Origin of the sequence: Bifidobacterium amazonense, from assembly GCF_018555435.2 — a bacterium.
In the GTDB taxonomy this organism is placed as follows: Bacteria; Actinomycetota; Actinomycetes; order Actinomycetales; family Bifidobacteriaceae; genus Bifidobacterium; species Bifidobacterium amazonense.
On sequence record NZ_JAFEJT020000005.1, the window covers coordinates 12,516 to 27,437 of the forward strand.

General features: G+C 62.7%; 12 protein-coding genes. 3 read left to right on the forward strand and 9 right to left on the reverse strand.

What is annotated here, in order from left to right:
- Positions 1-376 precede the first annotated feature (376 nt).
- From JS533_RS02130 to JS533_RS02170, 9 genes are all read right to left on the reverse strand, one after another.
- Complete coding sequence (locus tag JS533_RS02130; RefSeq protein WP_241512912.1) at positions 377-1,423, reverse strand: ABC transporter permease; 1,047 nt, start codon at positions 1,421-1,423, stop codon at positions 377-379.
- Entirely contained in the window at positions 1,420-2,517 is a 1,098-nt protein-coding gene (fruF, locus tag JS533_RS02135) for a fructose ABC transporter permease FruF (protein ID WP_241512913.1), read from the reverse strand. The genes JS533_RS02130 and fruF overlap by 4 nt, the downstream gene beginning before the upstream one ends.
- A gap of 1 nt (position 2,518) precedes the next feature.
- Positions 2,519-4,057 carry a fructose ABC transporter ATP-binding protein FruK gene (gene fruK, locus JS533_RS02140; RefSeq protein ID WP_241512914.1) on the reverse strand — a complete coding sequence of 513 codons (1,539 nt, stop codon included), beginning with the start codon at positions 4,055-4,057 and terminating at the stop codon, positions 2,519-2,521.
- Positions 4,058-4,221: 164 nt separating this feature from the next.
- Positions 4,222-5,205 carry a fructose ABC transporter ATP-binding protein FruE gene (gene fruE, locus JS533_RS02145; protein ID WP_338024157.1) on the reverse strand — a complete coding sequence of 328 codons (984 nt, stop codon included), beginning with the start codon at positions 5,203-5,205 and terminating at the stop codon, positions 4,222-4,224.
- Between the two features lie 211 nt (positions 5,206-5,416).
- Complete coding sequence (locus JS533_RS02150) at positions 5,417-7,207, reverse strand: LpqB family beta-propeller domain-containing protein (RefSeq protein ID WP_241512916.1); 1,791 nt, start codon at positions 7,205-7,207, stop codon at positions 5,417-5,419.
- 125 nt (positions 7,208-7,332) lie between these two features.
- Complete coding sequence (gene mtrB, locus JS533_RS02155; RefSeq protein ID WP_241512917.1) at positions 7,333-9,162, reverse strand: MtrAB system histidine kinase MtrB; 1,830 nt, start codon at positions 9,160-9,162, stop codon at positions 7,333-7,335.
- Between the two features lie 74 nt (positions 9,163-9,236).
- Positions 9,237-10,028 carry an MtrAB system response regulator MtrA gene (mtrA, locus tag JS533_RS02160; protein WP_241512918.1) on the reverse strand — a complete coding sequence of 264 codons (792 nt, stop codon included), beginning with the start codon at positions 10,026-10,028 and terminating at the stop codon, positions 9,237-9,239.
- A 205-nt stretch (positions 10,029-10,233) separates the two neighbouring features.
- Positions 10,234-11,601, reverse strand: coding sequence for a replication-associated recombination protein A (locus JS533_RS02165; RefSeq protein WP_241512919.1), 1,368 nt, complete (start codon positions 11,599-11,601; stop codon positions 10,234-10,236).
- Positions 11,602-11,963: 362 nt separating this feature from the next.
- Positions 11,964-12,725, reverse strand: coding sequence for a GntR family transcriptional regulator (locus tag JS533_RS02170; RefSeq protein WP_241512920.1), 762 nt, complete (start codon positions 12,723-12,725; stop codon positions 11,964-11,966).
- Positions 12,726-13,093: 368 nt separating this feature from the next.
- Between JS533_RS02170 and JS533_RS13845 the strand changes: the two genes are divergently transcribed.
- Genes JS533_RS13845 through JS533_RS02180 form a run of 3 tightly spaced genes read left to right on the forward strand, consistent with a single transcriptional unit; the run spans position 13,094 to position 14,921 of the window.
- Positions 13,094-13,258: a hypothetical protein gene (locus tag JS533_RS13845; RefSeq protein WP_420838611.1), complete on the forward strand. Its 165-nt coding sequence runs from the start codon at positions 13,094-13,096 to the stop codon at positions 13,256-13,258.
- A gap of 39 nt (positions 13,259-13,297) precedes the next feature.
- A complete protein-coding gene (locus tag JS533_RS02175; RefSeq protein WP_241512921.1) occupies positions 13,298-14,029 on the forward strand; it encodes an ABC transporter permease in 732 nt (243 codons plus the stop codon).
- A gap of 1 nt (position 14,030) precedes the next feature.
- The gene (locus JS533_RS02180) at positions 14,031-14,921 is read left to right on the forward strand and encodes an ABC transporter permease (protein WP_241512922.1); all 891 of its coding nucleotides are present in this window, start codon (positions 14,031-14,033) and stop codon (positions 14,919-14,921) included.
- The last annotated feature ends 1 nt before the right edge of the window (position 14,922 follow it).

Here is a 14,922-nt window from a genome sequence, read left to right on the forward strand (position 1 = left end):
GTTTCTTGCTCTCGTCTCCCATGACCGTGACGGCGAGTCGCATGGCGGCGGCCACACGCGGTCATAAGCCTATCGGAATGTGGTTTGCCAACCGTCCGGGCGTCTTGTCTCGACGGATCGCAACCGGTTTCCGGCCATCCGCTTCCGCCCCTAACCACCGCACACCTTAGCCGACCGCGCTGGACAAATGCACCGGGCACATATCGACAGCCGCGCGCGACGCAACACGGCGCGACGCAACACGGCAGCAACACGGCAGCACGCAGCGCAACAACGCGGCACAACAAAAACCGTGGGGCGCGGCCGGCAAGCACCGGTCGCGCCCCACGCACAGGAGAAAGGAAAGAGAAGAGCAATCAGTATGGTCGTATAGGCGCTACTCCTTCTTGCCGACCGCGGTGACCGCGCGCTGCAGCACCACGAAGATCAGGATCATCAGGCCGACCACGATGGTCGTCCATTCGCTCGGCACGCCGAAGTCAGAGGTGAGTGGGTCGATCGTGGAGCGCACGAGCGCGCCGATCACGGAGCCGAGCACGTAGCCGAAGCCGCCGGTGACGATCGTGCCGCCGATGACCACGGATGCGACCGCGTCGAGCTCCCAGCCGACGCCGACCGTGTTCTTCGCGGAGCCGATGTTCGCCGTGTACACGATGGCGGCGAGCGCGGCAAGCGTGCCGGAGGTCAGGTAGATGATGCGCTGGGTGCGCTTGACGGGCAGGCCCATGAGTTCCGCGGAGGAGCGGGAGCCGCCGATCGCGTAGATGGTGCGTCCGGTGCGCGTCTTGTGCAGCAGGATGTAGCCGCCGGCGACCACGATCGCGGCGATGATCACGCCCGCATTGATCGACAGGTCGTTCTTGATCTTCGGATTGTCGATGATCTTGATGGTGGTGGCGATCCAGCCATAGTTGTTGTTTTCCGGCGCGATGAGCGAGTCGGTGGAGATCATGGCGGCGATGCCGCGGGCGAGGAACATGGTCGACAGCGTCGCGATGAACGGCTGCATGTTGAATTCCTCGATGAGCGTGCCGGCGATCGCGCCGAACGCGAGGCCGATGAGCAGCATGACGACGATCACGAGCCACGAGTTGACGCCCTGGTTGAGCAGGGTCATGCCGACGACGCCGCAGATGGCGACGATCGCGCCGATGCTCAGGTCGATGCCGCCGGTGAGGACCGGCAGGGTCATGGCGACGGCGAGGATGATTAGGTACGCGTGGTCGATGAACAGGGAGGAGATGAAGCCGAGGCTCGTGTAGGTGCCGAAGAGCGCCTGTCCCATGATGATCATGCAGATGAAGATCACCACGGCCGCGATGGTCGGGATCATCTGGGTGTTGATTCTGAGTGCCGGCTTCTTGGCCCGGGACTTGGTCTTGAGGTTGTTCCGGGTTGCCGGGTTTGCCGTTGCAGAGGTCATGCTGCCACCGCCTTTGCTTGTGCCTTGAGCGCGCGCCTGCGTTTCATTTCGGCGCCGAGGTTGTGGATCTTGGGTGCCTGCATCACGCAGATGACGATCACGACGAGGGCGAAGAAGGCCGGGGTTGCGGCCGAATCGATGCCGAGGGTGATGATGGTCTTGCGGATCATGGCGATGACGATGGCGCCGAGCGCGCTGCCGGCGAGGGAGAATTTGCCGCCGAGCAGGGACGTGCCGCCGATGACGACCGCGAGGATCGCGTACATTTCGAGGTCCTGGCCGGTTTTGGACACGTCGACGCGCATCACGGACGCGGTGGCGAACAGTCCGGCGACCGCGGCGAGCAGGCCGGAGATCGCGTAGACCATGAACAGGATCTTCTTGGGTTTGATGCCGGTCATGCGGCTGGCTTCGGGGTTGATGCCGACGGATTCGATCATCATGCCCATGGCGGTTTTGCGGCACAGCAGGCCGACGAGGATCACGATGAGCAGGGCGAGCAGGAAGTTGACGGGCAGGCCGAACACGAAGCCGTTGGCGAGCCAGCGCAGCGGTTCGCTGCCGGCCACGCGGGAGGCGTCGGTGTTTTCGCCGGAGGTGATGACCTTGGCGATGCCTCGTCCGGCGAGCATCATGATCAGCGTGGTGATGAACGGCTGCAGGCCGAGGATCGAGACGAGCGCGCCGTTGATGCAGCCGAGCAGCAGGCCGATGAGCAGGGAGATGAGGATCGCGGCCCACACGTTCATGCCGCTGGTGAGCAGCTGCATGGCGGCCGCGCCGGAGACGGCCATCACGGAGCCGACGGACAGGTCGATGCCGGCGGTGGAGATGACGAGCGTCATGCCGGTGGCGATCATCAGGTAGCGCGCGGATTCCTGCAGCATGGTGATGAGCGGGCCGGACAGGCCTCCGGTGTTCTTGTTCCAGTGCAGCGAGAGGAATTCGTGGCTGGGGTCGAAGATGGTGCACAGGGCGATCAGAATGACGAGCGCCACGACCGACCAGGTGAGGTTGTTGCCGAGCAGCTTGCGGGCGTCGAACCGTGCGGCGATGCCGGTTCCGGCGTTGTTGCCGCGTTTAGCGGTTGCCATCTCATGCCTCCTTTCCGTTGACGTTCGTGTTGGCGATGGTTTCGACGATGGTCTGCTGGGAGACGGTGTCGTCGTTGTCGATTTCGGCGATCTTGTGGCGGTCCTTCATGACCTCGATGTCGTCGGAGAGGCGCACGACCTCTTCGAGTTCGGAGGAGATGAACACGACGCCCATGCCTTCAGCGGCCAGGTCGAGCACGACCTGCTGGATTTCGGCCTTGGCGCCGATGTCGATGCCTCGGGTCGGCTCGTCGAGGATGAGCAGTTCGGGATGCGTGGCGAGCCAGCGGGCGATGAGCACCTTCTGCTGGTTGCCGCCGGACAGGTTTTTGATGAGCTTGTTCGGGTCGGCGGGGCGGACGTTGAGTTCCTTCATGTACTTGTCGACGATCTCGTCGGCTTCCTTTTTCGGGATCGGCTTGAACATGCCGCGCGTCGCCTGCAGGGCGATGAGGATGTTCTCGCGCACGGTCAGGTCGCCGATGATGCCCTCGTCGCGCCGGTTTTCGGTCGAGTAGGCGATCTTGTTCTTGAGCGCGGTGTACGGGTCGCCGATCGCGACCTGCTTGCCGTTGAGCTCGTACGTGCCGGAGTCGGGCTTGTCGGCGCCGTACAGCAGACGGCCGAGTTCGGTGCGTCCGGAGCCGAGCAGGCCGGCGAATCCGACGACCTCGCCCGAGTAGATGTCAAGGTCGGCGGGGTTGATGTCGCCCTTCTTGCCGAGTCCCTTGACCGAAACGATCGGCTTTTCGCCGGCCTTGGCCGCACGGCGTTCCTTCTTCGCGCCGATCTGGCTCAGTTCGGCGGCGGACTTGCCGATCATCATGCCGATGAGTTCGTCGCGCGGCGTGTCGCGGGTCATGACCTCCTTGATGAATTTGCCGTTGCGCAGGATGGTCAGGCGGTCGGTGATCTCGTAGATCTGATCGAGGAAGTGGGAGACGAACAGGATCGCGACGCCCGAATCGCGCACCTTGCGCATGATCTTGAACAGGTCCTGCACTTCGTTCGCGTCGAGCGAGGAGGTCGGCTCGTCGAGAATGAGCACCTTCGCGTCGATGACCATGGCGCGCGCGATGGCGACGAGCTGCTGCATGGCGATCGAAATGGAGCTCAGCGGCGCGTGCGAGTCGAGATGGTCGAGGCCCATCTGCGCGAGGTACTTGCGGGCCTCCTCGTGGGTTTTCTTCCAGTTGATGCCGAGCGGGCCGCGCGCTTCGTGGCCGAGCATCACGTTTTCGCCGATGGACAGGTTGGTGCACAGGTTGACTTCCTGGTACACGGTGGCGATGCCCGCGTTCTGCGCGTCGAGCGTGCCGTTGAACGTCTGCGGCCGGCCTTCGACGAGGATGGTGCCCGCGTTGATCTTGTACACGCCGGTCAGGGCCTTGATCATGGTCGACTTGCCGGCGCCGTTTTCGCCCATCAGGGCGTGGACTTCGCCCGGGTACAGCGTGAGGTCCACGCCGTCCAGGGCCTTGACGCCCGGGAATTCGATCGTGATGCCCTTCATCACGACGATGGGTTGCTTGTCTGTCATGGTGTTCGCCTTTGCGAGGGAAAATTGTTACCGTTTTGTGATGTTTCGCCCTGACATGGCGAACGGTGCGCATCTGGCTACGGATCGCGCACCGTTCGTCAAGTTCGGTTGTTTCAGGAAAGGTTAGGGGACGTTGGAATAAGACCGATTGGCCGGAGTGGGGCTCAGTACTGGCGTTCGCCGGAGTCGAGCGCGGCCTGCGCCTCCTCCTTGGTGAAGGTCTTCGATTCGATTTCGATGTTCGGCTCGACGTCCTTGCCGTCAAGGTAGTCCTGCACGGCCTGCGCGGTCTCCTTGCCGAAGATCGGGTTGTATTCGATGTCGAACGCGAGCTCGCCGTCGGCCACGGCCTGCAGGGCGGCCTTGGTGCCGTCGTTGCCGATGATGGTGACCTTGCCCTTGAGGCCGGCCGCGTCCACGGCCTGCGCCGCGCCGAGCGCCATCTCGTCGTTCTGCGCCCAGATCCAGTTCACGCCCTGCGACTTGTACTTGTCGAGCAGGCCGGCGGTCACGGTCTTGGCCTCGTCGGTGGACCAGTTGGCGGACTGGGATTCGAGCACCTTCTGGTTGGAGGCGATCTTCTCGTCGAAGCCGGTCTGGCGGTCCTTGACGACGGACAGGCCGGCGATGCCTTCGAGGATCAGGCCGTTGCCGCCGTCGGGGAACTGCTTGTTGAGGAATTCGGCGGCCTGCTGGCCGCACCATTCGTTCGACGGGCCGATGTGGGAGACGATGGCCTTCTTGGCGGCGGCGTCCTGCACGTCCACGTCGCGGTCGACGGTGAACACCGGGATTTCGGCCTCGGCGGCCTTCTTGAGGGAGTCGTCCCAGCCGGAGTCCTCGGTGGAGGACAGGATGATCGCGTCGACCTCGTCGTTGACGAACTTGTTGAACGCCTGGATCTGCTTCTGCTGGTCGGACTGGGTGGTCGGCGAGTAGCGCAGGTCGAAGCCGGCGTCCTTGAACGCGGTCTGGATGTCGTTCTCGTTCGCGGTGCGGAAGCCGCCTTCCGCGCCGACGGCCACGAAGCCGACGACCTTCTTGCCGCCGTTGCCGCCGCTGGCCCCGTTGGCCGAACCGCAGGCCGCCATGGACACGAGCGCGGACATCGATGCGATCAGGGCGATGGCTTTCTTCCAGTTCTTCATGGAACACTCCTCCTCGAGCTGTGTTTCCTTGCGTTCGGAGGACCGTTCCTCCGTCTGCTTGATGACTTCCTTCGTCATCTGACAGTCTCAAGTATGCCGACGCGCATAACTCGATTCAATCCACAGCGATAACGGTTCGATAACGGAACCATCACAATTCCATAACGTCCCTAACGCCCGTCGGAACGACGTTGCCGAACGTCATCGACCGTTATTGGGCGGACAAGGCGGCGACCTGCGAGTCGGCGAAGGCCCAGGCGCCGTCGAGGGAGCCGCTGGCGGAGCGGACCATGCCCTTGGCGTCGAGGGCGACGAGCCGGCGATACGAGGAGATCATGCCGGAGGCGAGCGCCACCGTGTCCTCGGGCAGCTGCTGGTCTTCGGCCGGGCCGGGCGCGATCTGGCGGAACGCCGGCTGCACGCCGCCGTCGGCGTCGGCGTCCGCGTCCTCGCCGTAGACGAGCATCACGTCGTTGTAGAACGTGAGCATCGTGACCCCGGATTGGGCGGCCGCCAACGCGTAATCTCCGGACAGCGCGTCGGGCAGTCCGTCATCGCCGCGCACGACGCCGCTCATGGCCACCCCGCTCGTGCCGTCCGTCCCCGCATCGTCGCCATCAGCGGCGCTCCCGCCGGCATTGCCAACGGCCGCATCATCGTCGCCGTCAGCGGCACCCCCGCCGTCGCCGTCATCCGCAACCTGCAGCGACACGGCGAGACGCGAGCCCTCCGGCGACACGGCGATCGCGGTCATCTCCGCATCACCGTCCAGCCACGGCACGGCGACGCGCGACGTGACTCCGCCGCGCGAAACGAACAGCGAGCGCCCATCCTCGCCGACCGCCCATATTTCGCCGTCCGCGCCCTTGACAATCGCACGTATCCGCCGTCCGCCGAACAGCAGCCCGCACGACGAGCCGTCGTCGGCAATGCATTCGACGGCATGGTCGGCGCGCAGCACGGCTCCCCCGCCGTCCGCGTACACGAATCCGAGCGCCCCGTCGAAACCGCCGGTCTGCGCGACTCGCAGCGGCGAGGCCGACCGGAGCGAGACCACGTTGCCGCCGCTCAGCGTGTACATGCCGGTGACCGGCAGCGACGCGGCGAGCATCATGCCGTCGTCCGCGGCGGAATAGTCGCCGTTGTCGGACGTGACCTTCACCGCGTCGCTGGCTGTGCCGTCGCCGAGCGTGAGCCGTATGAGGTGCACGAGCAGCGCGCGGTCGTCGTCGTTCATGTCCGCGATGTCGTCGGTCAGTTGCACGTGCATGTCGCCGTCGGTCATGGGCACCGTGTTCACGGCGAGCCGCACGCCGGCCGTGTTCAGGTCGACGGCCGCGCCGGCAAGCCAGTCCGGAGGCGAGGCGAGCGATTCGCGCACGGCCAGCGTGCGCCAGTTGCGCCAGCTGAACCAGCGCACGTCGGGGATGAGCACGGCGCGCGTGCGGTCGGTGCGGTACACGGACACCTGCCGGTAGACCTGTTCGAAATCGGATTCCGAAATGATCACGCCGTCGGGCAGCTCGCTGATGCGCCACTGTCCGTCCTGCCGGACGAGCCGGTAGTCGACCGTGGTGTCGCCCGCGCCGGCGGCGGAGAACAGGCCTTGCTTGTCGAGTCGGCCGGTCGCGTTCACACTGACGGCGATGATGACGCTGCCGTCGGATTGCGTGTCGGAGGTGCCGGTCGAGTTGGTTTTGCGGCGGGTCGACACGGTGCCGTCGTGGATGACGGCGGACTTGTCGCCGTTCCATGATTCCGCGGCCCTGTCGGTGAGGAATTCGCGCGCGACCCGATAGCCGTCGTCCTGCACGCCGGCCGGCAGCGCGTCGAGGAATCCGGTCACGATGGCTTCCGGCTGGGCGTCGGTTTCGGGCCCGTCGGGCGTGGTGTACACGCGTTTCGACTGGCGCAGTACCGGTTGGAGCGTGCGCACGTCGCCGGAGGTGGGCAGGGCGAACGGGCTGGAGCACGCGCCGATCATGCACACGATGGCGAGCATGGCGGCGATCGCGGCGGCTCCGCGACGAATGCGCCGAACGCGGCGAACCGCACGTCGGCCGCGAGGCTGGCCGCACGGTCGATCGCAGGGTCGGTTGCAACGTCGAACGCTTGGAATCATGCCGATCATCGGCCCGCTCCTTCCCGACCGTCGCGGTAGTCCGCGAAACCGTTGTCGGCCACGCCGAACCCGCCGACGATCTCCATCCGCTCCGTCTCTCCTGCCGTGCTACCGGTCGTCCCACGCGTCTCCCCACGCATCTCACCACGCGTCCCCTCGTCTGCCGTTCCGGCCGCGTCATCGTCATCCGCGCCGCCGGTCGTGCCGATGCGGCCTTCCGCGGCTGCTCCAGCGGCGTTTTGCGCGAACGCCACGGGCAGATCGGCGCGCGGCACGCTGCCGCGGTCCGGGTCGCGCGGCAGCGACAGCAGAAACCACGTGCCCTCCCCCGGCTTGGATCGCACGGCGAGCGTGCCCTGATGCAGCTGCGCGTCGGCGAGCGCGATCGACAGGCCGAGACCAGATCCGCCGGTCGTGCGCGAACGCGACGGGTCGGCGCGCCAGAACCGGTCGAACACGTGCGCGCACTGGTCGACGGTCATGCCGACGCCGTGGTCGCGCACGCTGACCACCACGGCCTTGCGGTTGGCGGCGAGCCGTATCTCGACCGGACGGCCTTCGGCGAAATCCACCGCATTGTTGAGCAGGTTGCGGATGATGCGCGTGATGCGCCGCGCGTCGATGCGCGCGAACACCTGTACGTTCGGCAGGTCGACGCGCAGCGGCACGCCTTTGGCCTGCGCGATGCCGCGCATCTGGTCGACGGCCTCGCCGATGGGTTCGCGCACGTCCGTCTCGGTCAGGTCGAGCGCCGCGTATCCGGCGTCGTAGCGGGAGATTTCGAGCAGGTCGGCGAGCATGTTCTGGAAGCGGCCGATCTGTCCGGACAGGAGTTCGACGGTGCGTCTGGTGGTCGCGTCGAACGTGTCCTTGCGCAGGTCGAGCAGGTCGGAGGCCATGCGCATGGTGGTCACGGGGGTGCGCAGTTCGTGGCTGACGTCGGAGACGAACCTGCGCTGGGAGGCGCCGGCTGCTTCGAGTTCGTCGATTTTCTGGTTGAGCGCGACGGCCATTTCGTTGAACGATCGTTGCAGGGTGCCGATTTCGTCGTTGCGGTCCACGTCGACGCGCGCGTCCAGGTCGCCGGATGCGAGTGTTTCCGCGGCGACGGCGACGCGTTCGACTGGCGTGATGATGCGGTGGATCACCACCCACATGAGCAGTCCCATCACGACGCTGAGCAGCACGCTGATGAGGATCAGGTTGATCTGGATCTGTTCGAGCGCCGACTGCTGGCTTGCGTACGAGTAGATGAAGAACAGTTCCAGGTCGCCGACGACGGGCATTTGCAGCATGGTGCCGAGCACGGCGCCGGGCGGGCCGCCTCGCGCCGCGTCCCCCGCCGTAAGCGCGACCGGCTGATAGAAGACGCTGCCTTCCCCGCCCGCGGCGACTGCGGAGCGCATGCCGTCGGAGATGAGGTCCGTGTACGCGGGTTCGGTGGACACCGGCATGATCGAATGCCGTGACGTGCTGCGGCTCCACAGATACACGCCCACGAGGTTCGACGCGCCGTCCGACTGGAGGCTGGAGGCCATGTCGTTGACGAGCTGCTGGTATTGGCCGCCGGCGGACGTGTCGGCCGAGTCGACGTTGCGCTGCGCCTGTTCGACCTGGCTGGCGAAGTCGCTGCCGGCCTGCGCGCTGACCTGGTCGAGCAGCGACGATCGGACGGACACGGTCGAGACGAGCGAGAAGATGACCGCGACCGCCAGCGACACGGCGACGACGAGCACGACGGTGCGTGCCTGCAGTGAACGGCGGATTTCGGCCCGTCCACGACGGACGAGCCGGAACGGATGGAACAGGTGTCTGAAGGTGACCGATGCGTTCATGGTGATCGATGGCGGCGTGCGTGCTGGTGATGCTGCTGGTGGTGCTGGCGGTGCTGTGGCTGCGACCGGCCCGGTCAGCCGAGCTCGGGCGTGACGAACTTGTAGCCGATGCCACGCACGGTTTGCACGATCCGCGGGTTTTCCGGATCGGTTTCGACCTTGGCGCGCAGGCGCTGCACGTGCACGTTGACGAGCCGCGTGTCGCCCGCATTGTCGTAGCCCCACACGCGTTTGAGCAGGCTGGCCCGGCTGATCGCCTCGCCCGCGTTGGAGGCGAGTTCGAACAGGAGCTGGAATTCCATGGGCGTGAGCGCAAGGTCGCACCCGTCCTTGGTGGCGGTGTGTTCGAGCCGGTCGATGACGATGCGACCGCGTTCGATGCGGTTCGACGGTGTTCCGTTCGCGCCGACGGTTTCGCTTCCGCCGTTTGCGCCGACGCCGGCGCCGTTCGCGGGCGCGGCGATGCGGAAGCGCGCGCGGATGCGGGCGAGCAGCTCGACGACCTTGAACGGTTTGGCCACGTAGTCGTCCGCGCCGGCCTCGAGTCCGGCGACCACGTCCTGCGTGTCCGATTTGGCGGTGAGCATGATGATCGGCACGTTGGAGGTTTCGCGGATCGCGCGTGCCACGCCCACGCCGTCGAGTCCGGGCAGCATCACGTCGAGCAGGATCAGGTCGGGGCGCACGAGCGGGAACACTTCGACCGCACGCAGGCCGTCCAGGCAGGTGACGGTGCGGAATCCCTCGTTTTCCAATACGATCGACAGCATCTCCCCCAATGCCTGATCGTCGTCCACGATCAGAATCGTGCGCGTCTCCGTCTCTCCCGCACCCGTCGCGGTCGCGCCGTCACTGCCCTGCGTCATTGCACCAGCCCCTTTGTCTCGTGTCAAGTACTTCCCTCATCTTAATGGACGCTTCACGTTTTGGCGCGTATCGGACGAGTGCCTGATGGGATCGGTATCGCGCGCGATGCCGGTGGGGCCTTGATTCCCTCGGCCGGGAACCGGTACGCAAGGCGTGTCGGACGGGTAATGTCTGGTGGAACGTCGTGGCACGGCAATGGCGCCGTCATTCGCCGCCGTGCAGGATGCGGCGGATCTTCTCCAGTCGCGGGCCGACCTCGTGCTCGTAGCCGCGATCGTTGGGATGATAGTATTCGCGCCCGCGCAGCTCCTCGGGCAGGTATTCCTGCGGGGCGACCGCACCCGGCCAGTCGTGCGCGTACTTGTATCCTTCGTGGTTGCCCCATTCCTTCATGAGCTTGGTGGGGGCGTTCCTTAAGTACAGCGGCACCTGGCCGATGAGCCCGGCATCCACGTCGGCGAGCGCCTGGTTGATGGCGTTGTAGCTGGCGTTCGATTTGGGCGCGGTGGCCACGGCGATGGTCGCTTCGGCCAGGATGATCCGCGCTTCGGGCATGCCGATCATGGCGACGGCCTGCGCGGCGGCCACCGTGACCTGCAGGATCTGCGGCGCGGCCATGCCGACCTCTTCGGCCGCGGCGATCATGATGCGCCGGGCGATGAACCGCGGGTCCTCGCCGGCCTTGAGCATGCGCGCAAGATAGTGGATGGCGGCGTCCGGGTCGGAGCCGCGCATGGATTTGATGAACGCGGAGATGACGTCGTAGTGGTCGTCGCCGTCCTTGTCGTAGCGCACGGTGGCCACGTCCATGACCTTGCTGACGATGTCGGGCGTGATGATCGGCTTGCGCGCGCCTTTTTTGCGCTGCTGGTCGCCGGTGGCCGCGCCTGCCGCCGCTTCGAGGATGGTGAGCGTCTTGCGCGCGTCGCCGCCGGCGAGCCGGATGATCTCGTCGATCGCGTCGTCGCCGATCTTCACCTCGCCTTTGAGCCCGCGCCTGTCGTCGACGGCGCGCGTGATAAGCGTTTTCAGATCGTCCGGTTCGAGCGATTCGAGCTTGACGACGACGGAGCGGCTCAGCAGCGGCTTGATGACCGAAAAGCTCGGGTTTTCGGTGGTGGCGGCGATGAACGTGACGTCGCGGTTTTCGACGCTGGGCAGGAGCGCGTCCTGCTGCGATTTGGAGAAACGGTGCACCTCGTCGATGAACAGCACGGTTTCCTTGCCTTCTGCGACGAGCCGCTGGCGAGCGCGGGCGAGCACGTCGCGCACGTCCTTGACGCCGGACGTGACGGCCGAGAGTTCCTCGAACGCGCGACCGGACTGTTTGGCGACGATGTAGGCGAGCGTGGTTTTGCCCACTCCGGGAGGTCCGAACAGGATGATCGAGCTGGGCGCGGCGAGCGATCCTTTGGACGCGGGGTTGGCGAGCCGGCGCAGTGGCGAACCCTCCCCCAGCACCTGGCGCTGGCCGACCACCTCGTCCAGCGTGCCCGGCCGCATCCTCACCGCCAGCGGCCGCGTCATGTCCTCGGGCACGTCCGTCGCGTCAAACAGGTCGTTATCGCTCATGGTCCATCATCCTACACCACGCATCGAACGTCTGTTCGATGATGCATCGGCTGCGGTTACGCGTTATACGGTTGCGTTGGGCATAAAGGGCGCCCTCGTCGTTTTCATGGGGGCGGGCGTGCCGCCGAGCCGTTAGAGAGGCAAGAGAAAAGCGCCTTCTGGGCAGGATGCCTGGCGACCAAGAACTGGCGACCAAGAACCAAGAAATTTGAAGCGTTGCATTTTGTCCGATTGTTCTTATTGACGGCATGATCGCATCCTCGAAGCTGTACTGTCAGTCGACGAGTCGAACGAGTCGCAGCAACGTAGCGGAAGATATGACGGCGTTTCTTTTCTGGTGCTCATGTTGCCGCACGAGCGCCTCACCTTGTCGCCGATAATCGGACATATCCTGAATGGTGCATGGTGAATCTCACACGATCCGCGATGAAAAGTTCTGAGGAACGTTCGAATGCGATCCCGTTGCGGTCGGATGTTGTTCGATGTATTCGAATGAGGGGCGTCGCTGAAGGTATCGACAACAGGCAGGCTTCCTCATTATTGGGCAGCACGGATTCGAGGTCTTCATCCACGTTTGCCGGGCGTATCCGATAATACCGTTCAAAAATCGCATAAAGCGGCTGAGCGAGATCATGGTCAAGCAGGTCAGGGAATAATTTTGCCGGGAAACGGTTGGCCTCAAGCGATAATGGCCGATCTCCAGTGGAGCGCAATCGGGTTATGCTGTAAATCGTCGGATTGGCGTCATCCAGTGAGAACACGCGAATATCCGATGGCGCCGCCGGAATGGTCTCAGCCTTAAGAACTCGAGAAGTTATTTCCAATCCTTGTCGTTTTGCAATGACCGGCAAGGATTCCAAAGTGTTAAAGTTACGTTCCAGTCTACCGTCCGACACGAAAATTCCGCCGTCTCGTCCTATTTTGCGGATGATTTCCTTATCAGATTCCAATATCGACAACGCGCTTTGTATATCATAACGAGTCACGTGAAAACAAGCGGCCAAGTGACGTTCGGTATCAAGCTTCTCCCCAGGTAGCAGCTGTTCTCGACCAATGATGTCGCGAATTTTTTGCACAAGAACATTGACTGGAATGTGATCGCTGACCCGCCCGTCCATTCCCATTGTCCGCTCCTTAACTCTACCGGCTTTCCGGCAAAGATTACGGGACGCGTGTTTCCATCACATCCAATGGATTAACGCCACGTTGCTCTGCTGTGCCGAATGTTAAAGGTTGATTACATATCAAACGCAAATAAGTTTAATACAGGCAATGTGCTTTTTGATTACATCATCGTAGATTCCTAATCAATTTTAATACCCCCATTTTTTCAACCATTAAAGCGATGATCATATTCATGAACATAAATACCATTTCAGGGGACAACTGAAATTCACGAGACATAATTCAGAAACAACATTTGGATATACCGTTCTCAACAGGTTCGAAAGGAATGAAATATCTGATACATTCCAGGAGATTGGAGTCGATAATGGGACGTTATATTCTCAAAAGATTAGCCCTCTTAATACCTGTCGTATTTGGTGTAGTGACGATTACATTTTTCCTTATCCACATCACTCCCGGCGACCCAGCTTCCTCGTATTTAGGGAATCGAGCGACACCTGAAGCCGTTGCCGCATTGCGGCACCAGTGAGGTTTGGATAAACCATTATTTGACCAATACTTATCTTTTATGAGCGGCCTCTTCACTGGAGATTTCGGACAGTCATTACACTTTCATACTCCGATTTCCACTTTGCTGGGACAGCGCATCCCTCTCACCTTATTGCTCATGCTATTCTCAGCAGTTTTGGCTGCCGCTATTTCCGTGCCTCTTGCCATGATCGCCTCGACCCATGAAAATGGCGTCGCCGATTGGATCGTTCGCATTGTAAACGCATTGGCTCAGGGCATGCCACAGTTCTGGGTGGGCACCATGCTGATCATTTACCTGTCGGTTAACGCGGGAATCTTCCCAGTGGGCGGATACGGCTCGACGACGGGAGAGCACTTCGTCTCTCTGGTGCTCCCCTCCCTCACTGTATCTTTGACGCTTATTCCGACCATGGTCAAAAGTCTTCGTTCGTCGCTTATCGATGCGCTGAACAGCGAATACGTCAACTTCGCCAAATCCAAAGGGTTGAGCGAACGTCGCATGCTGATCCGCTACGTGTTGAAAAACGGCAGCGTCTCCGGCATCAGTGTGTTCGGTATCAATGTAGGGGCGTTGGCCGGCGGTTCGCTGATCGTGGAGAACGTATTCGCGCTCCCCGGCATGGGCGCCACAATGATGCAGGGCGTTCTTACACGAGACTTTCCTGTAGTGCAGGTCTGCACGTTGGTGTTCGCCATCATCGTCGTTCTGGTCTATCTCTTGACCGACATTGCATATTCATTGGTTGATCCGAGGGTGAGGTTGAGTTGAAATGAGCACCATAGCGAAATCCGCGGCGATTCCCACGGTTAAGGAACCACTGCTCAATCGGATCGCATTCCCGGAATTTCTTCGCCGGGGTAACCTGCAGCTCTGGTTGGGTGTTGTCATTGTCGGATTCATTGTCCTGTGCGCCATATGCGCGCCGTTGTTGACTCGATACTCCCCCACCGATCAGGATATGACGGCGGTGCTGTTGGAGCCAGGATCGGCCGGTCACGTATTGGGTACGGACAATCTTGGTCGTGACGTGCTGTCACGGCTGCTCTACGGCGCACGAACCGATTTGAGCGTAACCCTCATTGCGGCGATTATCCCCTTCGTCGCAGGTTCCCTGATCGGCGCGTTATGCGGTTATTTCGGCAAATGGTTCGACGTGATCGTCATGCGTCTCGCCGATATCGTGACCGCGTTCCCGTTCTACGTGCTGGTGATTGCCCTCGTGTTCGCGATCGGCAATGGCACCAAAAGCATCTACATTGCCATCAGCGCCGTCAGCTGGGTCGCCTATGCGCGAATCGTCCGAGGCGAGGCGATGGTGGTGCGTCGCAAGGAATTCATCGACGCATGCGTTTCTTCCGGCTTGCCAACGTGGATGATCATTCTCCGCCACGTTCTGCCGAACACGCTGAGCCAATCGGTCGTATATGTGATGAGCGACATCGTCATGAACGTGAACGTGATCGTCACCCTCAGCTTCTTCGGCTTGGGCATCGTTCCTCCCACTCCCGATTGGGGGCAAATGATGAGCGACGGTCAGCAGTTCATTCTCAGCGGCAGCAGCTGGCTGACGCTGATTCCCGGTTTGACCGTCGTCCTGTTCAGCTTGGGTCTTTCATTCCTTGGCGACGGACTTTCCAACATCATCAAAGCGAGGAGCTGAT

Bases quoted from the DNA above. Each gene is read 5' to 3' on its own strand.
- JS533_RS02130 (WP_241512912.1), bottom strand. From the start codon at position 1,423: ATGACCTCTGCAACGGCAAACCCGGCAACCCGGAACAACCTCAAGACC.
- fruF (WP_241512913.1), bottom strand. From the start codon at position 2,517: ATGGCAACCGCTAAACGCGGCAACAACGCCGGAACCGGCATCGCCGCA.
- fruK (WP_241512914.1), bottom strand. From the start codon at position 4,057: ATGACAGACAAGCAACCCATCGTCGTGATGAAGGGCATCACGATCGAA.
- fruE (WP_338024157.1), bottom strand. From the start codon at position 5,205: ATGAAGAACTGGAAGAAAGCCATCGCCCTGATCGCATCGATGTCCGCG.
- JS533_RS02150 (WP_241512916.1), bottom strand. From the start codon at position 7,207: ATGCTCGCCATCGTGTGCATGATCGGCGCGTGCTCCAGCCCGTTCGCC.
- mtrB (WP_241512917.1), bottom strand. From the start codon at position 9,162: ATGAACGCATCGGTCACCTTCAGACACCTGTTCCATCCGTTCCGGCTC.
- mtrA (WP_241512918.1), bottom strand. From the start codon at position 10,028: ATGACGCAGGGCAGTGACGGCGCGACCGCGACGGGTGCGGGAGAGACG.
- JS533_RS02165 (WP_241512919.1), bottom strand. From the start codon at position 11,601: ATGAGCGATAACGACCTGTTTGACGCGACGGACGTGCCCGAGGACATG.
- JS533_RS02170 (WP_241512920.1), bottom strand. From the start codon at position 12,725: ATGGGAATGGACGGGCGGGTCAGCGATCACATTCCAGTCAATGTTCTT.
- JS533_RS13845 (WP_420838611.1), top strand. From the start codon at position 13,094: ATGGGACGTTATATTCTCAAAAGATTAGCCCTCTTAATACCTGTCGTA.
- JS533_RS02175 (WP_241512921.1), top strand. From the start codon at position 13,298: ATGAGCGGCCTCTTCACTGGAGATTTCGGACAGTCATTACACTTTCAT.
- JS533_RS02180 (WP_241512922.1), top strand. From the start codon at position 14,031: ATGAGCACCATAGCGAAATCCGCGGCGATTCCCACGGTTAAGGAACCA.